This window comes from bacterium, assembly GCA_035295165.1.
GTDB lineage: Bacteria > Sysuimicrobiota > Sysuimicrobiia > Sysuimicrobiales > Segetimicrobiaceae > JAJPIA01.
Genome location: DATGJN010000113.1, coordinates 44,882 through 67,482, shown reverse-complemented (window position 1 = coordinate 67,482; position 22,601 = coordinate 44,882). Strand labels below are relative to the sequence as shown.

The 22,601-nt window shown below is 70.0% G+C and carries 22 protein-coding genes; 16 read left to right on the top strand and 6 right to left on the bottom strand.

All coding sequences use genetic code 11. From position 1 onward, the window contains the following. The first annotated feature begins 747 nt into the window (after positions 1-747). Positions 748-927, top strand: coding sequence for a hypothetical protein (locus VKZ50_20010; GenBank protein ID HLJ62019.1), 180 nt, complete (start codon positions 748-750; stop codon positions 925-927). A gap of 517 nt (positions 928-1,444) precedes the next feature. On the opposite strand, the gene VKZ50_20005 is transcribed toward VKZ50_20010, so the two are convergent. Further along, positions 1,445-2,170, bottom strand: a complete 726-nt coding sequence (locus tag VKZ50_20005) for a hypothetical protein (protein ID HLJ62018.1) — start codon at positions 2,168-2,170, stop codon at positions 1,445-1,447. Between the two features lie 275 nt (positions 2,171-2,445). On the opposite strand from VKZ50_20005, the gene VKZ50_20000 reads away from it, so the two are divergent. Further along, a complete protein-coding gene (locus VKZ50_20000) occupies positions 2,446-4,419 on the top strand; it encodes a peptidoglycan DD-metalloendopeptidase family protein (protein HLJ62017.1) in 1,974 nt (657 codons plus the stop codon). 26 nt (positions 4,420-4,445) lie between these two features. Here the strand turns inward: VKZ50_20000 and VKZ50_19995 are convergent, their stop codons facing one another. Further along, positions 4,446-4,625: a hypothetical protein gene (locus VKZ50_19995; GenBank protein ID HLJ62016.1), complete on the bottom strand. Its 180-nt coding sequence runs from the start codon at positions 4,623-4,625 to the stop codon at positions 4,446-4,448. A 70-nt stretch (positions 4,626-4,695) separates the two neighbouring features. Next, positions 4,696-4,986, bottom strand: coding sequence for a hypothetical protein (locus VKZ50_19990; GenBank protein HLJ62015.1), 291 nt, complete (start codon positions 4,984-4,986; stop codon positions 4,696-4,698). Positions 4,987-5,392: 406 nt separating this feature from the next. On the opposite strand from VKZ50_19990, the gene VKZ50_19985 reads away from it, so the two are divergent. From VKZ50_19985 to VKZ50_19950, 8 genes are all read left to right on the top strand, one after another. Further along, the gene (locus VKZ50_19985; GenBank protein HLJ62014.1) at positions 5,393-5,860 is read left to right on the top strand and encodes a hypothetical protein; all 468 of its coding nucleotides are present in this window, start codon (positions 5,393-5,395) and stop codon (positions 5,858-5,860) included. Positions 5,861-6,118: 258 nt separating this feature from the next. Further along, the gene (locus VKZ50_19980; protein HLJ62013.1) at positions 6,119-6,517 is read left to right on the top strand and encodes a DUF2231 domain-containing protein; all 399 of its coding nucleotides are present in this window, start codon (positions 6,119-6,121) and stop codon (positions 6,515-6,517) included. A gap of 143 nt (positions 6,518-6,660) precedes the next feature. After that, complete coding sequence (gene leuS / locus VKZ50_19975) at positions 6,661-9,102, top strand: leucine--tRNA ligase (protein HLJ62012.1); 2,442 nt, start codon at positions 6,661-6,663, stop codon at positions 9,100-9,102. Between the two features lie 75 nt (positions 9,103-9,177). Further along, positions 9,178-9,774, top strand: coding sequence for a sigma-70 family RNA polymerase sigma factor (locus VKZ50_19970; GenBank protein HLJ62011.1), 597 nt, complete (start codon positions 9,178-9,180; stop codon positions 9,772-9,774). After that, the gene (locus tag VKZ50_19965) at positions 9,771-10,277 is read left to right on the top strand and encodes a zf-HC2 domain-containing protein (protein ID HLJ62010.1); all 507 of its coding nucleotides are present in this window, start codon (positions 9,771-9,773) and stop codon (positions 10,275-10,277) included. The genes VKZ50_19970 and VKZ50_19965 overlap by 4 nt, the downstream gene beginning before the upstream one ends. Continuing rightward, a complete protein-coding gene (locus VKZ50_19960) occupies positions 10,274-11,602 on the top strand; it encodes a sigma-E factor regulatory protein RseB domain-containing protein (GenBank protein ID HLJ62009.1) in 1,329 nt (442 codons plus the stop codon). Before VKZ50_19965 ends, VKZ50_19960 begins: the two co-directional genes overlap by 4 nt. A 47-nt stretch (positions 11,603-11,649) precedes the next feature. Beyond that, positions 11,650-12,576 (top strand): DUF5666 domain-containing protein, encoded by a 927-nt coding sequence (locus VKZ50_19955; protein ID HLJ62008.1) that lies wholly within the window; start codon positions 11,650-11,652, stop codon positions 12,574-12,576. Next, a complete protein-coding gene (locus tag VKZ50_19950) occupies positions 12,573-13,001 on the top strand; it encodes a MazG nucleotide pyrophosphohydrolase domain-containing protein (GenBank protein ID HLJ62007.1) in 429 nt (142 codons plus the stop codon). The genes VKZ50_19955 and VKZ50_19950 overlap by 4 nt, the downstream gene beginning before the upstream one ends. Here VKZ50_19950 and speB read toward each other — a convergent pair. Genes speB through VKZ50_19935 form a run of 3 tightly spaced genes read right to left on the bottom strand, consistent with a single transcriptional unit; the run spans position 12,952 to position 15,091 of the window. Continuing rightward, positions 12,952-13,770 carry an agmatinase gene (speB, locus tag VKZ50_19945; protein HLJ62006.1) on the bottom strand — a complete coding sequence of 273 codons (819 nt, stop codon included), beginning with the start codon at positions 13,768-13,770 and terminating at the stop codon, positions 12,952-12,954. The two genes, VKZ50_19950 and speB, sit on opposite strands and share 50 nt — an antisense overlap. Next, positions 13,767-14,615: a polyamine aminopropyltransferase gene (gene speE, locus VKZ50_19940; GenBank protein ID HLJ62005.1), complete on the bottom strand. Its 849-nt coding sequence runs from the start codon at positions 14,613-14,615 to the stop codon at positions 13,767-13,769. Before speE ends, speB begins: the two co-directional genes overlap by 4 nt. Further along, positions 14,612-15,091 carry an arginine decarboxylase, pyruvoyl-dependent gene (locus VKZ50_19935; GenBank protein HLJ62004.1) on the bottom strand — a complete coding sequence of 160 codons (480 nt, stop codon included), beginning with the start codon at positions 15,089-15,091 and terminating at the stop codon, positions 14,612-14,614. Before VKZ50_19935 ends, speE begins: the two co-directional genes overlap by 4 nt. Positions 15,092-15,265: 174 nt before the next feature. Here VKZ50_19935 and VKZ50_19930 point away from each other — a divergent pair, with 174 nt between their 5' ends. The 6 genes from VKZ50_19930 (at position 15,266) to ruvX (ending at position 22,431) form a co-directional block, all read left to right on the top strand. Next, positions 15,266-16,927 (top strand): hypothetical protein, encoded by a 1,662-nt coding sequence (locus VKZ50_19930; protein ID HLJ62003.1) that lies wholly within the window; start codon positions 15,266-15,268, stop codon positions 16,925-16,927. Between the two features lie 193 nt (positions 16,928-17,120). Further along, a complete protein-coding gene (gene rpsU / locus VKZ50_19925; protein ID HLJ62002.1) occupies positions 17,121-17,291 on the top strand; it encodes a 30S ribosomal protein S21 in 171 nt (56 codons plus the stop codon). Between the two features lie 147 nt (positions 17,292-17,438). Continuing rightward, entirely contained in the window at positions 17,439-17,954 is a 516-nt protein-coding gene (locus VKZ50_19920) for an NUDIX hydrolase (GenBank protein ID HLJ62001.1), read from the top strand. Beyond that, positions 17,935-19,290, top strand: coding sequence for an aminotransferase class III-fold pyridoxal phosphate-dependent enzyme (locus VKZ50_19915; GenBank protein HLJ62000.1), 1,356 nt, complete (start codon positions 17,935-17,937; stop codon positions 19,288-19,290). Before VKZ50_19920 ends, VKZ50_19915 begins: the two co-directional genes overlap by 20 nt. Positions 19,291-19,306: 16 nt before the next feature. Beyond that, on the top strand, positions 19,307-22,018 hold the full coding sequence (alaS, locus tag VKZ50_19910; protein HLJ61999.1) for an alanine--tRNA ligase: 2,712 nt from the start codon (positions 19,307-19,309) through the stop codon (positions 22,016-22,018). After that, positions 22,015-22,431, top strand: a complete 417-nt coding sequence (gene ruvX / locus VKZ50_19905; protein HLJ61998.1) for a Holliday junction resolvase RuvX — start codon at positions 22,015-22,017, stop codon at positions 22,429-22,431. Before alaS ends, ruvX begins: the two co-directional genes overlap by 4 nt. Positions 22,432-22,601 lie beyond the last annotated feature (170 nt).

Genomic DNA, 22,601 nt, shown 5'->3' with positions numbered 1-22,601 from the left:
CTAGCGGCCCAAGGCACCGAGCCCAGCCCACCGATGCGATCATCGCGCACCGGCCGGGCGGACAGGAGGTGATATCGAACACCTGACGGGCTGGGGAATTTTCAACCGGCACTACGCGGAGATTTCAACCGGTGTTGACAGGGCAAGCAGATAGGCGGGCGACATCGACGAGATCACCTCCCACAGCATCGCACACACCAGCGCGACAGCTCGACTGGTTTTCTGCGGGCGGTCATGCTACCCATAGTAGCTGCACTACCCATCTCGTCGTCCAGCCGTTCTCTCCGGAGGCGGAGTCCCTCCATCCCGGGCGGAGGCTTTTAGCAAACCTCGCTTCGGAGCGTGCCCGCTGAGTAGCCCCTTGCAACTACAGCCATTTCATACCCACCATCAGTCTTCCTCAGCCCTGAACTATAACCCAAACCTCGCCTGTCTCCCGCCGGACTCCCGCATTCGAGATCGGCGATCACCCCATGGCTTCCACTGACCTGTATCCTAAGACACGCTCAGCGCTGAACCCAAGGAGTCCAGCGCGGCCGTTCCATCAATGACGCTAGCATGTGACATTGCGTCTCTCCAACCCGCACAATGGCGAACTGGATCGCACCTTTCCTGCAAGTTTTCTGCAATCAGATCCGTCACGCGCCCGATGGGTGTCAGTTTCTCCGCGGACTACAGTGTTGGTGAAGTAAGTACTGGTGGGGCGGCGCAACCAGAGCGTTGATAGTCGTGGATGCTGCCGATACGATGGCGTTGAATATGTACATTCAGTGCCCGCACTGCGAAGCGTGGGTGCGCGCCGAGGACTGGGTCGCGCATCTGCGCGAAGAGCACCCGCACGCCTACGAGGAGTACCAGTCGCTCGCGATGGTGCGCCGGGAGGGCTGGCCACCGCGCTTGTTGCGTGGCGTGGGGAAGGCCGTATGATCTCCACACGCGAAGCTGCTGGTACCCTCGATTCCCATTGACGAGCGCACGGGATAATCCACCTGGTGGACTGGGCGGATAGCCCAGGCTGTTCCGGGCCTCCTCATCGAGCCAGGACCGCTTGTCTGGCGACCTCTTGCCGCTGCGACGGAGACATCTTTGTCCGTCGCGGGGCCGCCCCGCTTAGCCAGACGCGCCGCGTCGGGACCTTGCTCCGTTTTGCCTTGGCGGCAACCGGCCCGGGTCGTGAAATCGGGTCCGCGGTGGACACTCCACTGCGCGCGTTGCTGCCACTCTTACGGTGGCAAGGGTCTTTGTGGCGTGTGTTCGCTTGTGGCAGCACGATGTGGCCCTGTCCAGAAGGAGCAGGCGGGCCACCACCTCGGCGTGATCGACCGGCGCGGACAAACACCCGCGGGCCGGTCGCGCAAGCGCACCCCGCCAGGCCGATGGGCAAGGAGCGACGACCTGAACGGGGCGTACGCGCGCGATCGCGATCCGGCGCGAGTGGCTCCGGTCACCTGCTTGGTCTGACTACCGCCGCGGCCGCCGGTGGTGCCTGCAGCTCTTCTCGTAGGAACCGGAGCATCTCGTCGCGCGGGAACTCGGAATGGGCGCGCTTCGTGTGCGCCTCTTCGACCTTCTGGAGGGTGGCGAGGAGTTCGAGCGCGGCCGTCCAGAGGTGCGGGTCGGCGTGGGCCTCCCGGTCCTTCACGAAGAACCACCGGAGGACCCGTCCGTACCGCATCGCACTGTAGCCGAACACGTGCCACACCATCTCCGCGTCCAGCTGCCCGCGTCCGAGCAAGAGGCCGACCGACTCGAAGAAGTTCGGGACCTCGCTGCTCACGCCTTCATGGGACACGGACGTGCCCGACTGGACGGACGACAACAGCATGCCCGCGAGGCGCTTTCGCTGTTCGACCATCCGCGCCGAGTCCCACTGCGTTGCGTAGTGCAAGAGCAGTCGGGCCCGGAGATCCTCGCGCATCATGTCGATATGGGCCCGCGCCATGCGCTCGGTCACGTCGCGCTGTTCGATCGCCGCCTGCTCCACGGCGGCCACCTGCGCGGTCGCGGCCTCGCGCATCGTCTCGATCTGCGCGCGGGCGTCCCGCCGTGACCGTCGCGCAAGCGCCCACGCCAGGGCCGCGGCCACAACCGCGAGCAGCCATGTACCAATCGCCGTCCACGCCTCCCACGAGAGAGGCCCAACACCCGTCGCTGTCAATTCCCAGGCCATCGGCACACTACTCCTCGTCTGATAGATCACCAGTACGCCATGGTGTTGTACCGCTCCTTGGGGGACGTATCGGTGAATCCGAATCAAACGGACAGTCCGGGCCGACCCTGTGCCACAAAACCTGCGCGTGCGTGCTCGAACGGAGGACGGTCGTGCGTTGACACGCGTCCGCACGTCTTCGTACGCTAGGGTTCGGCGCCCTGCCGGTTGCAGGATTGGCGATGCGGCCGAGCGCGGTGCGTCGGGTTGGACGAGTCCCTTCCGGAAGGACCGCGATGCGGCGAAGCCCACGGATCTCGAACTGGCTGGCAGCACCGGCAGCGGCGGTGGTCATGGTCGCGCTGCTCGCGCCGCGGGTCGCCTCCTGGCGTGCTACGCCCGCGTTGATCAGCGTGGAGCGCGCGCGCGCCGGGAATGTGGCCCCTGTGGTGGCGCGGGTACCGGGGACCGTGGCCCAAGTGAGCGCCGTGGCACGCGAGCACGTAAAGGCCGGGACGGTGCTCGTGGAACTCGATCCCACGACATACCGGTTGACGCTGGTCCAGGCGCGTGCGCGGGTGGCGAAAGCGCGCGCGGCGGTCGGGCTCGCGCGTACGGCCCTGTCGGACGGTGAGCGGGCCGCGAGCGTCGGGGTGGGGGAGGCGCTGCGCACGCTCCCGCCGGTCCACCCTGTCCGACCGGCCGCGCAGGCCCGCGCGGGGACGGGCGATCGCGCCGTGGCTGAGGCGGTCGTGCAAGCGGAGCGACAGATGGCAGCCGCACGGGCCGATGTCCTCCGCGCCGCGCAGGCGCAACTGGACAGCGCGCGACAACAGACCGACCGGGACCAAGCCCTGCTCGCGGACGGGGCCATCCCCGCCGACCGGTTGGCCGCGGACACTGCGGCGTCCGAGACGGCGCGGGCGCAGGTGGAGGCCGCTGCGGTCGGGGTTCGGCAGGCGCAAACCCGACTCGCGTCCGCCTCGAGCGCACCCCCCCAGGCCGACAGACCGGAGGAGCTACGCGATCGCGCCGCCACGTCGTCCGAGATCGAGGGCGCCCAGGAGGCCGTGGCTCAGGCGCAGGCACGCGCGCGCACCGCCGGCGCCGAGTTGGCGGCGGCGCGGCAGCAGGGTGATCACGACCAGGCGCTGCTGGTAGACGGAGCGATTCCGGCGCAGCAGGTGGCCGCGGACGGCGATCGGTCCTCGAGGGCGCAGGCGCGGGCGGACGTCGCCGATGCGTCGGTGCGCGAAGCCCAGGCGCATCTGGTTTCGCTGCTCGTGGCGCGTCGGGACGCCGACCTGTCACGGCAGGCGACCGGGGAGGCTGCCGCCGAGGCCGCCCGGCAGGTCGCGCGTGCGGAAGGGCTGGCCCGCCGGGCAGAAGCGCAGATCGTCGAGGCCCAGCGGCGCGCTCGCGACCTTGCCGCCGCACAGGCCGACGTCATCGACGCGGAGGACGCCGCTCGGAGCGCCGACGTTGCGCTCGCACAGACGGTGATCCGCGCACCGGCGAGCGGATGGATCATGGACAGCGCCGTGGCACCGGGGCAACGCGTGCGGACGGACCAACGTGTGATGTTGATCGCGATCGATCCGGCAGGCGCCCCTGACGCGGTGCCGGCGGGTTCACCAGCCCCCGGCGCGATCGATCCCCCGGCCGGACGACCCGCCGCCGCGCCCCCGTCCGGGACCGACGCGTGGGTTTGGCCTGGAGCCGCATTGGCGGTTCCTCAACAAAGCGGCGAGCGCCGCGAACGCCTGGTACGGATCGCCGAGCAAGAACACCACGTGCTCGCTGACCTCGAGGCCGAGTCCGCGCGGATCCGCGCGATCGTCGTGCGGTCCGGCTCTGGGGAGCATCGCGGGCCGGTCCCGACCCTGCTCAACGGCAGGCTACCGTGGCCGGTGAAAGGCGACATCACGTCCGAGTACGGATGGCGCATTCATCCGATCTTCCACACCCCAGAGTTTCACACCGGCATCGACATCGCCGCCCCCATGGGGACGGTGGTCCGCGCCCCGGCCGATGGTACGGTGATCTTCAGCGGGTGGATGCCGGCGAACGGGATGCTGGTGATCCTCGACCACGGCAACGGACTGTCCACGACGTACTCGCACCTTTCATCCAGCGCGGTGCGGGTCGGCGAGCACGTGTGGAAGAGCCAGGTCATCGCGCGCGTCGGGAGCACGGGTTGGAGCACCGGCCCGCACCTCTACTTCGAGATCCGCGAGGGTGGGCGACCCGTCGATCCGCTTGAGCCGTAGGGCGAGACCAACGCGGCGGGCCGCGATCAGTGCACGATCCGGGTCTCGCCGAGGACGCGCCGGAGGATTCGCGCGCGCCGCTCCAACCGGCGCTGCACCTTTCGCCACTCGCGGAGCTTCGAGCGGACGATCCGCAGTTGTGCTTCCGTCATGGCCAGCTCGGCCATCTCCTGTTGGCTTTTCACGACGCCGACCTCCTCTGTCATCGGTCGCATCCAGCGTAGCGGGCGATGATGACAAACCCATGACGGGCGCGCGGACGCGGCGTCGTGCGCGTCAGCGCCCGAACGATGGCGGCTTGAGGTCGACGCCGCCGGGGTCGTTCAGGTAGCCTGGCGCTCGGCCCGGGACGCGGGTGTGCCCGCACTGCCAGCGGATGTGCATGTCGCGTCCGAGGACGAGCACTCGGTCGTGGAAGTCGTCGTTGAGCAGAAAGTCGCCGTTCGAAAGCCCGATCGCCAGCGACGGGTGGTCGAGACGTCCGTCACCGCTGGCGGGTGCGTACGACCAGACGATCCGGCCGGCGCGCGTCACCACCACGACCCGGCCCGGCCAGCTGTAGTCCACGACTCACGACGAATGTTCCGCGGCGGGCCCGTGCGCTCCGGCGGTGCGGGGGGAGGAGGAGCCCCGGGCGTCGCGGACGCGGCGAACAGGACGCCGCTCCAGAGCACCACTGCGAGGACGATCGCCAGGGGGGCCGAGACGCGGGTTCGCGTTGACACGACAGGTCCGCCGCGTGAGCACCCCGGCGGCGTCATCGGGTCCTTGTGCCGAGAGGGAATGGTCCTGCGCCGTGAGAAACCACCGGGAGGATCCGGACCGGGCGGTGCCGATGCACCAATGTCCGACAACCGAGACGTCTCGCGGCCGAATGTCCCCGGCACAGGCGGAGAAGCGGCGACATACCGCCGTTACATTCGACGAGGATCATGGGCGAGGATTGATCAAAACCGTTTCGAGGGAGGATCACGTGAGGACGATCGCAGCGGGGGCGCTTGTGCTCGTGTGCGCGGTAGTACTCGGGATGCCGCTGACAGGATCTGCGCAGAACATGATGATGGGCACGGCCGCGCAGATTCAGACGGAGTTGAAGACCGCCACGTTCCATGCGGGCGAGCTTGCCCAGAAGGCCAACGCGCTCGCGGCAGTCCAGCTGCACACGCACCATGTGCTGAACTGCCTGGAGGGCCCGAACGGCCCGGACTTCTTCGCGCAGGCGGGGAACCCGTGCCAGGGCCAGGGCAACGGGATCATCCCCGACCTCCAGGCGGCCGTGATGCACATGATGCCGGGCGCGCAGTCCGCGCTCCAGGAGGCGATGATCTCCCAGAGCCTGGCGAAGCAGGCCCTCGCCTCCAAGGACATCAATGAGGCCCAGCCGTTCGTGTTGGTCGTGTCCCGCCACCTCCAGGCGGCGTCCCAGGATCTCGGCCAGTAGACTCAGCGCAGCGCATCCCGGCCCCGGCGGCGTCCGCCGGGGCCGTGGCACGCCCGCCCGGCTCCCGCGCGGCCATGCACTCGCCGGTCGCGGCCGCCGTGCCCGCGGGGAGGGATGGGACCGCGCGCGGAGTAACTCTCAGGCGTTGCGGGGGCGCAGCGAGACAGCGGTGGCGTCCGCCGAGCCGGTGTCAGGGGGGAGCGAGGTGGCTCAGGTGCGGGCGACCGTGGAGTCGCGTGCCGTCCGGGGTGGACGGTCGTGTTGATCCACCCTCTCGTCGTGCACTTCCCGATCGCGCTGTTTCTTGCGAGCACCCTGTTCGACGTCATCGGGTCGCGCTCGCCGGACCTCCACTATCGTCGCGCGGCCTACTGGCTCGTTGGCCTCGGCCTGATCGGCGCGGGCGCGTCGATCGCGCTCGGCTGGACGGACTTGTTTGCGGTCGAAGCGCAGGGCGTAGGGACTGCGCTCGTCGTCCGCCACCAACTCCACAGTTGGGTCGCGTACGCCACGACGGCGGTGTACCTCGCGAACTTCCTGTGGCGGTGGCGTACGCAGAACTCGCCCGGGTGGGCGCTGCTGCCGTTGTCGCTCCTCGGCGCCGTCCTGATCGCCGCGACCGGGTACCTCGGCGCCGGGGTGCGCGACGCCATGTAGGGCAGGGCTCACTTTCCGCCGCCTCGAAATATTCGGGACGTTTCCGTCGTCTCAACGGGAGCAGTTCGCGGTACTATGGTGGTATTCGGAGGCCACGCCGCCGAACAGGCCGTTCCGAGACCCCGGCCGCAACCGGAGATCGCATGAGCGAATCGTACGACTCACGCGTGATTGAGGCCAAGTGGCAGACCCGATGGAACGCCGACGGGCTGTACCGCGTCGGCAACGACCCGTCGCGCCCGAAGTTCCTCTTCGTGACGATGTATCCCTACCCGAGCGGAGACCTGCACATCGGGCATTGGTACGCGATGACGCCGTCGGATGCGAAGGCGCGGTATCTGTCGATGCGCGGGCACAACGTCCTGTTCCCGATGGGGTTCGATGCGTTCGGGCTCCCCGCGGAAAACGCGGCGATCCAGCACGGGATCCATCCCTACAAGTGGACGATGGCAAACATCGAGCGTATGCGGGGCCAGCTACGCTCGATGGGCGCGATGTTCGACTGGTCGCGCGAGGTGGTGACCTGTCGTCCCGAATACTACACGTGGAACCAGTGGTTCTTCCTGAAGTTCCACGAGGCGGGGCTGGCCTACCGCGCCCTGGCCGCCGTGGACTGGTGTCCGAACTGCAATACCACGCTGGCGCGGGAGCAGGTGGTCGGCGCCGACCGCGTCTGCGAACGGTGCGGGACCCCCGTGATCAAGAAGGACCTCGAGCAGTGGTTCTTCCGGATCACCAAGTACGCGGACGAGTTGCTCGACTTCAGCAAGATGGAGTGGCCCGAGCGCGTGCAGACGCTCCAGCGCAACTGGATCGGACGCAGCGAGGGGGCGGAGATCGTCTACACGAGCGAGCAGGGCGATCCGATCACCGTCTTCACGACGCGCCCGGACACGCTGTTCGGCGCGACGTTCCTGGTACTCGCGCCCGAGCACCCGCTGGTTGAGAAGCTGACGACGTCGCAGCATCGGGCCGAGGTCACAGCCTATGTGTACCGGGCCCGCAGGCAGACGGAGATCGAACGGCTCGCCGAGGACCGAGAGAAGACGGGCGTGTTCATCGGGGCGTACGCCAGGCACCCGCTGACGAACGCGCGGGTGCCGATGTACATCGGCGACTACGTGCTGCTCACGTACGGGACCGGCGCGATCCACGCGGTGCCGGCGCACGACGGCCGGGACTTCGAATTTGCCAGGAAGTACCGCCTGCCGATCCCGGTGGTGATCTCGCCCCCGGACTGGGACGGCAAGCCGCTCGCACAGGCGTACGCCGGCGAGGGCGTGCTGGTCAACTCGGGCGCGTTCGACGGACTGCCGAGCGAGGACGCGAAGCGGCGCATCACCGAGGCGCTCGAGCAGGCCGGCCGCGGCCGGGCGGCCGTCACGTACCGACTGCGGGACTGGCTCATCAGCCGCCAGCGGTACTGGGGGACACCGATCCCGATCATCTACTGTCCCGCCTGCGGGGCGGTGCCGGTGCCGTACGCCGATCTGCCGGTCGTGCTCCCGGAGGACGCCGAGTTTCTGCCGACGGGCGAGTCCCCGCTCAAGCACAACGACGGGTTCCGCCGGACGACGTGTCCGACGTGCGGCGGAACCGCCGAGCGGGAGACCGACACGATGGACACCTTCGTCGATTCGTCCTGGTACCAGTTCCGGTACCTCGACCCCCACAACGGGGCGGCGCCGTTCGATGCGGCCAAGCTCCGCGCGTGGGCGCCGGTCGACCAGTACACGGGCGGGATCGAACACGCGGTCTTGCACCTGATGTACGCGCGGTTCTTCACGAAGGCGATGCGCGACCTCGGGCTCGTGCCGTTCGACGAGCCGATGCTGCGGTTGTTCAACCAGGGAATCATCCTCGGTCCCGACGGGAACCGGATGAGCAAGTCCCGCGGCAACGTCGTCAACCCCGACGACTACGTCGGGACGATGGGTGCGGACGTCGTGCGCGCGTACCTCATGTTCATCGGGCCGTGGGACGGCGGCGGGCCGTGGAACCCGAAGGGGATCGAGGGCGTGCACCGGTTCCTCCTGCGGGTGTGGCATCTCGTCGTCGATCCTCCGCCGGACGGCCGGGCCCCGTCGCTGGAGGTCCCGGCGCAGGTCCGGCGCGCGATCCACCAAACGTTGCGGCGTGTCACCGAGGATCTCGAGGGCTTCCGGTTCAACACCGCGGTCGCGGCGCTGATGGAGTGCGCGAACGCGCTGGGACGACTCCGCGAGGAGGGGGCGGCCGAGACCGCGGAGTGGCACCCGGCACTGCGCACGCTCGCGCTCATGCTCGCGCCGCTGACCCCGCATCTCGCGGAGGAGCTGTGGGCGCGCTTGGGCGGGACATACAGCGTGCACCGGCAGCCGTGGCCCGCCTGGGATCCGGCCGCCGTGCACGAGGACACCATGACGTTGGTGTTGCAGGTGAACGGCCGCGTCCGCGACCGCGTGACGGTGCCCGCCGGTCTCGACGATGTGCACCTCAAGGAGGCGGCGCTCGGCAGCGACAAGGTCCGGAAGTTCCTAGACGGCAAGTCGGTCGAGGATGTGATCGTCGTGCCCGGAAAGCTGGTCAACGTCGTCGCGCGGTAGGCGCGCGTCGCGAACTTTTCCCCGACCCCGCCCGTTGTAAGAGAGCAAATGGGCAGGCCGGCCGCGGTGGTGTCGATGGCGCGACCCAACGCCTCGCAGCCCGTCTCGTATACGACCGAGGAACTGGCGCGGTACGACGCGATCGTGCAGCGGTACGCGCGCCATGTTTACAACGTCGCGTATCGGATGACGGGCAATGAGGCCGACGCCCGGGACCTGTCGCAGGAGGCGTTCCTCCGCGTCTACCGAGCGTTGCGGCGGGTCGAGCCTGACGCGCCGCTGGAGAGCTGGCTGTACCGGATCGTGAGCAACTTGCACATCGACCTGCTGCGCAAGCGTCCGCGCGGGCGTGTCGAGTCGCTCGATGCGCCAGTGGAGACCCCGCGCGGCGAGTTCCTGCGCGAGATGCCGGATCCGGCGTCGAGCCCCGAGGCGATCATCGAGCGCGAGCAACTGGACGCGACGATTCAGCGGGTGCTCGGGACGTTGAGCGAGGATCTTCGGATGGTGGTCGTGCTGAGCGACGTGGAAGGCTATTCGTACGAGGAGATCGCGATGTCCTTGCGTGTGCCTTTGGGCACGGTGAAATCCCGGCTACATCGCGCCCGGCAGATCCTGCAACAGCGGCTCGGGCCGTACGTGGACGCCCGGCGGCGGGGGTGGGAGCGATGACGCTGAACCACGCTCGCGCGAGCCGGCTGCTCTCGGCGTACCTTGATCGCGAGCTCGATGCGGCCGAGACCGCCGCCGTCCAGGAGCACCTGCTGGACTGTGCGGTGTGCCGGGACGCCTACGACCGGCTTCGGGCCACGAAGGCGCTTCTCGGCGAACTGCCGGTCGCGGAGCCGCCGGCGGAGTTCTGGGCGGCGGTGCGGACGCCGCAGCGCGCGCGTCCGGCCACTGTGGCCGTGCGTCGTCCGGTCTTCGGGCGGCGGGTGGTGTGGGCGTCTGCGGCGGCGATCGTGGCGCTCGCGCTCGCGACCACGCCGCTCGTCAAGGGCACGATCGACCGCCTGCACGCGTCGGAGATCGGCGTCGACCTCTACGTCAGGCAGCATGCGCAGGCGATGAGTGCGGAACCGTTCGTCGATCGGGCCTATCTTGGGCTGATGACCGGCGACGCCGACCTCGTGCTGTCGGGCGATGCGACGCCCGCGGGAGCGGCCGCGCGATGAGCCGGCTCCGGCTCGGCCGGGGACTCGTCGCGGCGGCGACGCTCGTGCTGCTGGGCGCGGGCGCGAATCTCGCGGCACCGGTGCCGCAGCTGCCGGTGACCCCGGACCGCGTGCTGCAGCTCGCGCTGGATGCGCCCCGGCTCATCGACTATGAGGGCACGAAGATCATCACGGTGCTGCGCAACGGGCGCGCCGAGACGGTCACGGCGGCGGAGTTCCACAAGCGACCGAACATGACGCGTCTGGAATACCTGTCGCCGGAGGACGTGGCCGGCCGCCTGATCGTGGACGACGGCGCCACGGAGTGGCACTACGAGCCGCGTCTGAACCTGGCGTTCGACGGCCCGACGATGGACGGCGATCCTCTCCGCGGCAATCTCAGCCTGCTGCATCGGAACTACCGGGTGACCGGGCTCGGTAGCGAGGAAGTGATCGGGCGTCAGGCGTACGTCGTGCTGCTCGAGCCGAACGGTCCGGGGGTCAGCCGGGAGCTGTGGGTCGATCAGGCCACCGGGACCGTGTTGCGCACCGAGGAGCGGGATCCATCGCGCGGCGTCGTGCTGACCACCTACTTCTCGCGCATCAGCTTCAGCCTGAACCTTCCGGCCGCGTACTTCCGGTTCCGGCTGCCCGCCGGCGCGCGGGTGTTCCAGATGCTCACGACCACTGCGGAGTCGGCGAGCCCGGAGGCGCTCGCGCGACAGGCGGGGTTCCCGGTGCTCGTCCCGCCGGTGCTGCCGGAGGGCTATACGTTCAGCGGCGGCGCCGTCAGCCGGTTCGGCAGCCTGACGTCCGTGTACCTTCGGTACAGCGACGGGGAGACGCTGCTGTCGCTGTTCGAGGCGCCGGCCGGGTCGATCGGCGCGCCGGCGTTCGGACAGCCGGTCCGGGTCGGCGGGCAACCCGGGCGGTTCGTCGATCTCGGCTACTTCCGCGTGGTGATCTGGGAGCAGCGCGGCCTGCACCTCACGGCGGTGGGAACGGTGCCGACCGACACGCTGATGGCGATCGCCGGTCAATTCGTCTCGGGGCAGGAACAGGCGCTCGTGCACACCGTCTCGGAGAAGGCCGCGGTGGATCCGGAGATCGTCGGCCGGCTGCGGAGCCAGGGGCTCACGTTTACCGAGATCACGCGCGCGGTGATGTTGTCGCAGGCTCTTCAGGTGGATGTCCCGACGGCCGTGCAGTTCTTGCAGGGCCGTCTCCCCGCGACTCGGCTCGCGCGGGATCTCGGCGTAACCCCGGACGCGTTGCAGCAGACGGTGGACGGCGCACTCCACCGCGCGTCGTCGGTCGGTCCGCAGCTGACGCCGCCCCGACGGTAGCGGCGACCGGGTGGGTGCGTGGGCGCGCGGCGGCCGGAGAGACGGGGATGGTGAGCGGTAGCGTGAGACGATCGCCGTGGATCAGGGGCATCTTCGCGGGGGTGATCCTGGCCCTGGCGTGGCTCACCGCGCCGGTCGTCGGCGTCACGGCCCCGGGCGGCCCGGCGCCGCTCGCCAAGGGCTGGGGACGCGTCGTCGCCTCGGGCACCGTGGCCGGGATCGATCGGTCCCGAAGTACGTTGGCGTTCACGTTCGCTGGCGACGGTCGCGTGGACTGGTTTCAGGGCGGGACGGCATGGCACCAGGTGGCGCTCACCGGGACGCGGACGATCCGCCTCCTCGGTGCGACCTTGATTCTCGATGCGGGGGCCCACGCGATCCCGCTCGCGGCCGTGCGGGCCGGTGAACCCGCGATGCTGTGGGCGGTGGCGCGGCCGGACGCGCAGATGCTCGGGCTCATCGTGGAAGTCGCGTCGCCGCAGGTGACCGCGGCCGCCGTCACACCGGGCCCGATCTCCCGCGCCGGCGTGGTTGTCGGCCGCTCCGGCTCGACGGTCGACGTGCTCACCAGCGTCGGGAGCCGGCGCAGCATCGTCATGACGACCGCCACGGTCGTCCGCGTCAACGGCCTGACGGTGCCGCCGGGCACGGTGGCCCCGTACGATATTCTCCAAGTCGCCGGCCCGCTGAACTCAGACGGGAGCCTCGTGGCCACCCGCATCGACGTCACGTTCTCCGCGCCGGACGCCGCGCAGGTCTCCGGCCCCGTTGAGCAACTCGTCAGCGGGCTCGGCGGCCTCGTCGTCGCCGACACGATGATCTCGACCTCGGCCGACACCTACGTGCTCCGCGGCGGCGCGCGCGCCGATCTCTCGCAGACGGCGTCGGGGAGGCCGATGACGGTGTACGGCGTCCCGGTGACTGATGGCGGGACGTCGATCGGCCTCGAAGCCCGCGTCGTCGTGATGCGGTGACCCGCAGGCGGCCCCGCGCCCGGCGCGGCATCGACGTGCGGGCCCTGCAGGCGCAGATCGCGCGGACGTTCGGCGCGCGCGACCGCGCCCGCGGGCTGGACGCCACGTTTCGCCGGCTCGTCGAAGAACTCGGCGAGGTCGCGAAGAGTTTCCGCGGTGCGCATCCGGAGGAGCTTGCGCTTGAACTGTCGGACGTCGTGGCGTGGACGCTCAGCGTGGCGGCGCTGTGCGGCGTAGACGTCGACCGGGCGGTGGCGCGGTACGCCCGGGGGTGTCCGCGATGCGGGACGTCGCCGTGCCGCTGTCCGCAGGACTGGACGGCCGGGATGTCAGCGGAGCGGCGGGTCCCGGTGAAGCGCGCGCGACGGCGGGGTGCTACGCGCCGAACAGGAGCAGCATCTCGCGCACGAGCGACGCGGCGATAATCGCGGTTCGGCCGCTCGGATCCAGTGCCGGCGCGACCTCGACCAAGTCCATCCCCACGATGCGGCATCCGGCAAGGCCCCGCAGCGCGCCGAGCAGATCGGCATAGGCCGCGCCGTCGGGCTCCGGGTTCCCGGTGCCGGGCGCGACGGCGGGATCCAGGACGTCGATGTCGACCGTCAGATACAGGGATCGGGTCCGCAGCATGTCCAGCAAGCCGGGCGGCGGCGTCAGGCTTCGCGATGAGTGGAGGCACCGTTCGCGTGCCAGCGCGAACTCCTCGCGCGTTCCCGCTCGCACGCCGAACTGGACCAACGGGAGCGCCCCGTCGAGCAATCGCCGCATCACCGTGGCGTGGGCGGTGTGTTGGCCGTCGTAGGCGTCGCGCAGGTCCGTGTGAGCGTCCCACTGCAGCACCGTGACGTCGGGGAACCTGGGTGTGATCCCTCGAACCGCGCCGAGGGTGACCGTGTGCTCGCCGCCGAGCAAGAACGGCACGCCGGGGGGCATCTGCCGCAGAATCGCCCTCACCATGGCGGTGGGGTGGAGCCCCTCCACGTTCAGGTTGCCGGCGTCGACAAAGGACGCGTCCTCGAGATCCCGGTCCAGCGTGGGGCTGTAGGTCTCGATGCTGTCCGACGCGTGGCGGATCGCGTCCGGTCCGAACCGGCTTCCGCGCCGAAAGGACGCCGTCGTGTCGTAGGGAACCCCGAGCAGCGTCACCCGCGCGGGCGGCCCAGCGCCCGGGCGGCGTGCCGCGAGAAACGTCATCGAGGCCCGATGCCCGCGCGCAGGTACGGTGGGAGGTCGAACGCGGCGTGGTGGCCCCGGGGGGTGTAGTAGCGGAGGCCGAACCCCTGCGTGCGGCGGTTGATCTCATCGACGCCGAGCGCGAGCGGATCTCGGCCGAGCGAGCCCAACGTGAGCGACCATACGACGCCCGGGTACGCCAGCACGGTTGCCACGTACGTGCGCACGATCGGAAACGACGGCGCCAAATTCCGGTGCACCATCGCGATGAGGTCCTGCTGGTACACGGCGGAGCCTGATTGCACGGCGACCACACCCTGCGGCGCGAGCCGCCGGGCGATCGCGGCGTAGAACGCCTGGCTGAACAGCCCCACGGCCGGTCCCGCGGGATCGGTCGAATCCACAAGGACCACGTCGAACGGGTCGTGCCCCTCCGTGACGTAGGCGATGCCGTCCCCGATGACGAGCTGCGTGCGCGGGTCGTCGAACGCACCGCCCGAGATGAGGTCGAGGTACTGGCGGCTCGTCCGGACGACGGCGTCATCGATCTCGACCATCGTGGCCCGCTCGACCGGGTGTTTCAACGCCTCCTCCAGCAGCCCGCCGTCACCGCCGCCGACGATCAGCACGCGGCGGGGCGCCGGGTGGGTGAGGAGCGCGGGGTGCGCGAGCATCTCGTGATACACGAACTCGTCGCCCTCGGTCGTCTGCACCGCGCCATCCAGCACGAGCATCCGGCCGAACCGGGGGCTTTCGTAGATCTCCAGGTGCTGATACGGCGTTTGTTCGTCGTGCAGACGGCGCGTGACCTGGAAGGTGGAGGTGAAGTCCACACACCCCTGATCGGTGATCCAGGCACCCTTCACCGCGGCAGCCCGGTAGGCGTCGGCCAGAATAGGGCGAGCGCCACGGCGCACCCGGCCCGTTCAACCCTGTGCTCGGCGGCGGCGACGACGACCTCGTCCAGCGCCAGGCGGCGTATCTCGAACCCTTCGACGACCATCTGCCGAGCGATCTGTTCCGCCTCGGCGCGCGACGTGTGGCCGGTGTATTCCATGATCACCCCGTGGCTGTCGCGCGAGACCCCGACGCCGATCGCCGCGCTGATGCGGTCACCGGCACGCGTGCTGACGATGCGGGCATACACCGCGGGCATCAAGAGACCGGGCGGATACGGCGGCAGCTCGATGACCCGCGCGCCGGGCGGCAGGATGCTGGTAACACGCAGGAAGTTGAGGTCGGCGGCGCCGGCGTCCATCAGGGCGCGATCAAACGCATTGAGCTCGGTGCCTCCTTCGCCGTGCCCCGCGACGAGGGAGATCGCCTTCGGTGATTGCCACATGGCGCTAGATATTCCACCCCATCGCACCCGCTCCTCCGGTGCGCCGCGCGCCTCGAAGCGCGTGGTGCCGGCAGGCGCGCCGGCTGCGCGAGAGTTGCGGAGACGGGGTAAGAATACTAGCATGGGGGAACGGGTGCTCCCGAGACGGGTCACCCGCCGACCGGGGAGGACATCGTGGGAATCGTGCGCGTGTCGGTCATGGCCATCGTCGTGTTCTTGGTCGCGATCCCACCTGCGGCGCGGGCGCAGTCCGCGCTCTCGCCTGTGGCCGGCGCCGCGGCGGTCCATGCGTTCGGTGTGGACGCGGCGGCCGCCGGCGCGGCAGCGGTCGTGGATCCGCCCGGGATCGATTGGATCCGGATCCCGGCCGACTGGTCGGCGATCGAGCCCAAGCGGGCCGTGTACTCGTGGGGCGCCCTCGACGCTGAGATCCGCCAGGCCGATGCCCAGCGCCGCCACGTCGTCGTGCTGCTCGAGCACGTGCCGCAGTGGGCCGCGATGACCCCGGACGCCCCGCCGTTCGTTTGGAGCCACCAACCGCCGAAGCGCGTCGCCGATTGGAGCGGGTTCGTCGCCGCGGCGGCGCAGCGCTACCACGGGCGGGTCGCGGCGTGGCAGGTGGAGCCGTCGCTCGACCTCGCGGATTTCCGAGGCACCACGCGCGACTATCAAGAGATGCTCCACGCCGTGCGCGTCGCCGCGGGCCACGCCGATCCCAACGCGCTCGTCGTCGCCGCGGCGCCCGGCGGGCTCGATCTCCCCTACGTGCAGGCGATGCTCCGGAAGGACGGCAACGATTTCGACGCGATCATGCTCTACCCGCGCGGCCGACAGCCGGCGGACGTGCTTCGCGCGCTCAGCACCATCCGCGCGCGGATCTTGAACGACGCGCGACACCAGCTCTGGTTGAACAGCGTCCAGGCCTGGGGGGCGCCCGTCCAGCTCGCCGCGGTCGGCCTCGCGGAGGGCGTGACGCGTGAGTTCTGGCCGACGGTCGATCCCGCGGTGACGACGGCGATGCGCTACCTTGACGGCGCGAGGTTCATCGGACGCCTCGACCGCGGTCCCGGTGTGGCCGCGCTCGTGTTCGTGAAGGCCGGGGCGCCGGTCGTCGTCGGATGGACCGCGACGGGGACGCAATCCGTGCCGCTTGTCACCGCCGGCGTACCGGCGCTCGTCGGCGCCACGGGGCAGCCGCTCATTGCCGCCCCGGGGCCGGTCGGCACGGTGTCCTTCGGCCCCGAGCCGGTGTTTGTCACCAACCCCGGTGTCGCGGTGGCGCAGGAGGCCGTCCGGACCGCGGAGCAGGGACCGCTCGTGATCCCTCGGGACCCGGCGTCCGACTTTTCCAACGCGGACACGGTCTCCGTGAAACTCGGCGCGGTGGATGATGAGCACGGGCTGTACAATCAGCGCCTTCGCGGCCTCCCGTCCGGCGCTGTGGTGGCCGTGACCATGGACGGGAGCCCCGCCGTCCGGACCGACCCGACCTCGGAAGCGGTGTACGTCTACTTCAACATCGACGACTCGTTCGCGTACTTCAACGACGGACGCTACGACTTTCTGGTGACGGTCGAGGTGCACCGGGCCAGTGCAGCTCAGTTGGTCGGGTTCAACCTGATGTACGACTCGATGACGGGATACCGGTTCGGCCCGTGGCAGTGGGTCGACGCCGGCGCTGGCTGGACGACCTACACCTTCCGGATCTCCGACGCAGACTTCTCGAAGACGTGGGGTTGGGATTTCGCCGTCAACGGGGCCGGCGACCGTAAGGAGAACCTGGTCGTCCGGTCTGTCACGGTGAAGCGCGTGCCCGCGAGCGCGTCGACGCAGTAAGCCGTCGTCCCCGCGCGGAGCCGCGGCATCGCGAGCTCCGACCGTCGACGCATCAGCCCGGTGCGCTTCTCCGTGAGGTCATCGCCTCACGTTCGCCTCGACATCCTTCGATGTCACGACCGTCTTGGCGACTCGCGTGTCGGTCGTGTATAATGGCGGCATCGCAGGGCTGGTTGTCCTGGAGGTGGGCCGGTTGACCGAGGTTCGAGTTGGCAAGGACGAGACGCTGGACAGCGCCCTCCGTCGGTTCAAGCGCCAAGTCAAGCGGTCCGGAATCCTCACAGACGCGAAGCGCCACGAGCACTACGAGAAGCCGAGCCAGAAGCGCCGCCGCCGCGCCGTTCGACGCAAGCGCAGCCACTGACCCCGGTTTCGACGGGTTGCCGCCGGCCGCGTGCCGAAACGGCAGGACGTGGGTGGGGGCCTCGTGGGGCCGCCCCCGTATCCGAGGTTGGAGACGGCCCGCCTCGCCTCTCGGGCGATGCCATCGCGCACACGCAGGAGGTTGACGGTGCCGCAGCCGTGGCGCAAGATCAAGCCCGCTCGCAGCGCGGGCGGCGTGGTGTTCCGGCGGAGCGCGGCAGACGTATCCGGGGACGGTTTCCGCATCCTCCTCCTGCAGCACGAAACGGGCAAATGGATGCTCCCGAAGGGCACGATCGAGCCCGGGGAGACTCCGGAGGCTGTCGCGCGGCGCGAGGTGGCCGAGGAGACCGGGATCCACAACGTCCGGATCGTGTCGGATCTCGGCGAAGAGCGGTACGTCTTCTTCTGGAAGGCGGAAGATACATACTACGACAAGACCGTGCACTACTACCTGATGGAGTTCCTCGGCGGTGAAGAACCGTCCCCGCAGCGCGAGGAGGGATTCGTCCGGTGCGAGTGGGTGACGCTGGACGACGCGCTGGACCGCATCAAATACAAAGAGACCCGCCAGGTCGTCCGCCGCGCCCAGGCGGCGCTGACCCGGCTGGCGCCGGGGACCGCGGGCTCGGCGGAGGTGCGCGGTGACCCCGGAGTCGCGTGACGCCGCCGGCGCGCCGGCGGGGGGCGCTCGCGTGCCGCCGGTGGCGTTGCTTCCCGCCGCGGAACGCGAGCGGCTGGTCGCGGACACGATCGAGCGGTACCGCCGGTACGTGAACCCGGGGCTCGCGCGGCTGTTCAAGTTCGGCGGGTCCGAGACGATCGAGTGGGCTGCGGAAGACTGCATCGTCTGGGACGCGCACGGCCGGGAGTACGTCGACTGCGCGTGCGGCCCCGCGATCTTCAACGTCGGCCACCGTCATCCACGCGTGCTGGCCGCGGTGCGCGATCAGCTGGACCGGATGCCGATGTCGGTGCGGACGATGCCGAGCGCCGCGCCGGCCGAGCTCGCCGAGCGGCTCGCGGCGCTTGCGCCCGGCGACCTCCAGTACAGCTTCTTCTGCAACAGCGGCGCCGAGGCGGTGGAGGGGGCGCTCAAGCTGGCGCGGCTCACGACGGGCCGTCCCGGGTTTGTCGCGATGCAGGAGGCGTTCCACGGCAAGACGCTCGGCGCGTTGTCAGCGACGGGGCGGGAGTACTACCGCGGGCCGTTCGGACCGCTTGTGCCGGGATTCACGCACGTGCCGTTCGGGGACGCGGACGCGGTCGAGCGGGCGGTCGGACCGGACACCGCCGCGGTGATCCTCGAGCCGATTCAAGGCGAGGCCGGCGTGATCGTACCGCCGCCCGGATACCTGCGGCGGGTGCGCGAGATCTGCGACCGCCGTCGGGTCCTCCTGATCGCCGACGAGATCCAGACTGGGCTGGGGCGGACGGGGCGGTTGTTCTGCGTGGAGCACGACGGCGTCGTCCCCGACATCCTGACGATGGCGAAGGCGCTCGGCGGCGGGGTGATCCCGATCGGCGCGTTCATCGCGCGGCCCGCCCTGTGGGAGGAGTTCCAGCGCCAGCCCTACATTCACTCGTCCACGTTTGGCGGGAACCCCCTGGCGTGCCGCGCGGCGATCGCGACGCTCGAGGTGCTGGTGGAGGAGCGGCTGGCCGAGCGGGCGGTGACGATGGGGGAACGGTTCCTGGCGCGGCTGCGCGAGATCCAGCGGCGATATCCGTCGGTGATCCGCGACGTGAGGGGCCGCGGGCTGCTGCTCGGGGTGGAGTTCGTGCACAGCGACTATGCGCTCATGGTATCGGCGGAGGCCGGCCACCGGGGCGTGATCACCTTCTATACCCTGAACAAGCCCGAGGTCATCAGGGTCGCGCCGCCACTGACGATCACGCCGGACCTGGTCGATCGCGCCGCAGTCGGGATCGACGGCGCCGTCGCGGAGACGGACCGCCTGCTCGCGTCGGTGCGCGCGGCCGCGGTCGAGGGCGCGTGACGACGGTCCGCGTCGGATGAAGACGGGCGCCGAGGTCCGGGAAATCTTCCTTCGCTACTTCGAGGGGCAGGGGCACCGGCGCGTCCGCAGCGCGTCGCTCGTTCCCGCAGGCGATCCCACGCTGCTCTTCACGAACGCGGGGATGGTCCAGTTCAAGGACGTGTTCCTCGGGCTGGAGCAGCGGCCGTACCTCCGCGCGACCACCGTCCAGAAATGCATGCGGGTGAGCGGCAAGCACAACGATCTCGAGAACGTTGGCCCGTCGCCGTGGCATCACACGTTCTTCGAGATGCTCGGCAACTTCAGTTTCGGCGACTACTTCAAGCGCGACGCGGTGCGGTTCGCCTGGGAGCTGGTGACCGGTCCGCTGGGTATTCCGCAGGACCGCCTGGTCTTCACGGTGTTCCACGACGACGACGAGGCCGCAGACGCGTGGGCCGCGGTCGGCGCGTCCCCCGCGCGGGTGCTGCGGATGGGCGAGAAGACGAATTTCTGGATGATGGGCGATGTCGGGCCGTGCGGACCGACGAGCGAACTGCATTACGATTGGGGGCCCGAGGCGTGTACGTGCGGCCGGGCGGACTGCAGCGTCGCCCTCGACAATGGCTGCGGCCGGTGGATCGAGATCTGGAACCTGGTGTTCATGCAGTTCAACCAGGCGCCCGGCGGCGTCCGCACGCCGCTGCCGAAGCCGGGCGTCGATACCGGCATGGGGTTCGAGCGCATCGTCTCGGTGCTGCAGCACGTGCCGACGAACTACGATACCGACCTGTTCCTGCCGATTCTCGGCGGGATCCAGACCAGAATCCTGGGCCACAGCGCGGCGCAGCGGGCGGCGCACGCCGTGGCGTATCGGGTACTGGCCGATCACGGCCGCGCGATGACGTTTCTCGTTGCCGACGGCGTCGTGCCAGGCAACGAGGGGCGCAGCTACGTCCTTCGGATGATCATGCGGCGCGCGATGCGGTTCGCCCGGCGCATGATCGCCGAGGATCCGGGATCGACGCACGCCACCGAGGGACCGCAGGCGCTGCTCCCCCGCGTCGCAGACGAGGTGATCGCCGTCATGGGGGATGCGTACCCCGAAGTGGTGCAGCAGCGGCCGTACATCCGCGACGTGCTCGGGGCCGAAGAGGCGAGATTCGAGCGCACGCTGGACGCCGGGCTCGAGCGGCTCGACGCGCTGATCACCGAGACCCGCGCACGCGGCGGGTCGTCGCTGCCGGGCGCCGAGGTGTTCCGGCTGTACGATACGTATGGCTTCCCGCCTGATCTGACGCGGGACGTCGCCCGCGAGGCCGGGATGGAGATCGACGAGGCGGAGTTTGCGTCGGAGATGGAGCGGCAGCGCGAACGCTCCCGCGGGGCGCTGGCGTTCAAGTTCGATGCCCCGGATCGAACCGCATACGGCGAACTGCGGGACGCGGGCACCGAGACGGTGTTCCTCGGGTACGATGCGCTCGAGGCCGAGGGCCGCGTCGTGGCGCTCCTCGCCGGCGGGCGGCGGGTGCGCGCGGCGGAGGCCGGCCAGGACGTGGAGATCGTCTGCGACCGGACCCCGTTCTACGGGGAGGCCGGCGGGCAGGTCGGCGACACGGGCGAGATTCGCGGGGCGAGGGGGGCGGTCGAGGTGCGCGACACCCAGCGGCCCGTGCCCGGGGTGTGGGTGCACCACGGGCGCATCGCGGCGGGGCTGCTGCGAGAAGGGGACCGCGTCCGGCTGGCGGTCGACGCGGCGCGCCGGAGCGATATCGCCCGCAACCACACCGCGACGCACCTGTTGCACAAGGCGCTGCGCGAGATCCTCGGTGAGCACGCGCGCCAAGCGGGGTCGCTGGTGGCGCCCGACCGCCTGCGTTTCGATTTCGTGCACATGGCCGCGCTCACGCCCGACGAGCTCACCCGGATCGAGGATCGCGTGAACGCGCAGATTCTGGGCGCGCTGCCGGTCGAGACCGCGGTGATGTCGTACCGTGAGGCCGTCGATGCCGGCGCGATGGCCCTGTTCGGGGAGAAGTACGGCGACGAGGTGCGTGTCGTCAGCATCGACGCGTACAGCCGCGAGTTGTGCGGCGGCACGCACGTGCGGGTGACGTCGGAGATCGGTCTGTTTCTCGTGACGAACGAAGGCTCTGTCGGCGCCGGGACCCGCCGCCTCGAAGCCGTGACCGGCCGGGGCGCGTCAGACCGGGTTCACGCGGCCCAGACGAAGCTGCGGGAGGCCGCCGCCGAGTTGCGCGTGGCGCCCGACGCGTTGCCCGAGCGCGTGAAGCAGCTCGAACAACGGCGGCGGGCCGTGGAGCGTGGCGCGGAGCGCGCCAGGGTAGGCGTCGCGGTTCCGGATCTTGATGCGCTCGTGCGGTCGGCGCGGGACGTGGATGGGATCGCGGTCGTCGGCGTGACCGTCGCGGGCGCCGATCAGGCGGCGCTGCGCGCCCTTGGGGACCGCGTGAAGCCGCGCCTTCCGGCCGGCGTCATCGTGGCCGCCGGCGGCGCGAACGGCCGGATCGAGCTGGTGGTCATGGCCACGCCCGGTGCCGTGGAGCGCGGCGCGGCCGCATCCAAGGTGATGCAGGCGCTCAACCGGCGGCTGGGCACGCGGGGCGGTGGACGACCCGAACTGGCGCAGGGGGGCGGGGGTGACCCGGAGCGTCTGGCCGAGGCGATCGATGCGCTGCCGGAGATCGTCCGCGAAGTGATCGCCGGGGCGACGGGAGGGCCGCGGTGAGCCGAGTGCTGGGGGTCGACCTCGGTACGAAGCGCATCGGGATCGCGCTCAGCGATCCGACCGGGACCGTCGCGTCCCCGTTGACGACGATCCCCCATCGGTCGGCGCGCGGGGACGTAGGACAGGTGGCGGCGTTGTGCGCGGCGCATGGGGTTGCGAGCGTGATCGTCGGGTGGCCGCGCAACATGGACGGCACGTCCGGTCCGGCGGCGAGGGACGCGGAGGCGTTCGCCGAGCGGCTGCGCGCGCACACCGGACTCCACGTGGAACTGTGGGATGAGCGTCTGTCGACGGTCGCGGCGGAACGCGCGCTGATCCGCGGGGGTGCCCGTCGAGAGGAACGGCGCCACGCGCGCGACCGCGTGGCAGCGGCCGTCGTGCTCCAAGCACGGCTCGACGCGCGACGGTCATGATCGCCGTCGGGGTGCCGTGGAGCGGGTGTTCCTCGCGATAAAATCGCGAGTCACCCGTCAGCGCCACGACACGGCATTGCCTGCGGCCGAGCGGCGTGACGGCATGGCGGAAGATCTCAAGAGGCTGGGTCAACGGGCGGTTATAATCTTTCAGACAGTGTCTTGACAAG

What these genes read in the sequence shown, in the direction of transcription:
- VKZ50_20010 (HLJ62019.1), top strand. Translation starts at nt 748, where the DNA reads ATGGCGTTGAATATGTACATTCAGTGCCCGCACTGCGAAGCGTGGGTG.
- VKZ50_20005 (HLJ62018.1), bottom strand. Translation starts at nt 2,170, where the DNA reads ATGGCCTGGGAATTGACAGCGACGGGTGTTGGGCCTCTCTCGTGGGAG.
- VKZ50_20000 (HLJ62017.1), top strand. Translation starts at nt 2,446, where the DNA reads ATGCGGCGAAGCCCACGGATCTCGAACTGGCTGGCAGCACCGGCAGCG.
- VKZ50_19995 (HLJ62016.1), bottom strand. Translation starts at nt 4,625, where the DNA reads ATGACAGAGGAGGTCGGCGTCGTGAAAAGCCAACAGGAGATGGCCGAG.
- leuS (HLJ62012.1), top strand. Translation starts at nt 6,661, where the DNA reads ATGAGCGAATCGTACGACTCACGCGTGATTGAGGCCAAGTGGCAGACC.
- VKZ50_19970 (HLJ62011.1), top strand. Translation starts at nt 9,178, where the DNA reads ATGGCGCGACCCAACGCCTCGCAGCCCGTCTCGTATACGACCGAGGAA.
- VKZ50_19965 (HLJ62010.1), top strand. Translation starts at nt 9,771, where the DNA reads ATGACGCTGAACCACGCTCGCGCGAGCCGGCTGCTCTCGGCGTACCTT.
- VKZ50_19960 (HLJ62009.1), top strand. Translation starts at nt 10,274, where the DNA reads ATGAGCCGGCTCCGGCTCGGCCGGGGACTCGTCGCGGCGGCGACGCTC.
- VKZ50_19955 (HLJ62008.1), top strand. Translation starts at nt 11,650, where the DNA reads ATGGTGAGCGGTAGCGTGAGACGATCGCCGTGGATCAGGGGCATCTTC.
- speB (HLJ62006.1), bottom strand. Translation starts at nt 13,770, where the DNA reads ATGACGTTTCTCGCGGCACGCCGCCCGGGCGCTGGGCCGCCCGCGCGG.
- VKZ50_19935 (HLJ62004.1), bottom strand. Translation starts at nt 15,091, where the DNA reads ATGTGGCAATCACCGAAGGCGATCTCCCTCGTCGCGGGGCACGGCGAA.
- alaS (HLJ61999.1), top strand. Translation starts at nt 19,307, where the DNA reads ATGAAGACGGGCGCCGAGGTCCGGGAAATCTTCCTTCGCTACTTCGAG.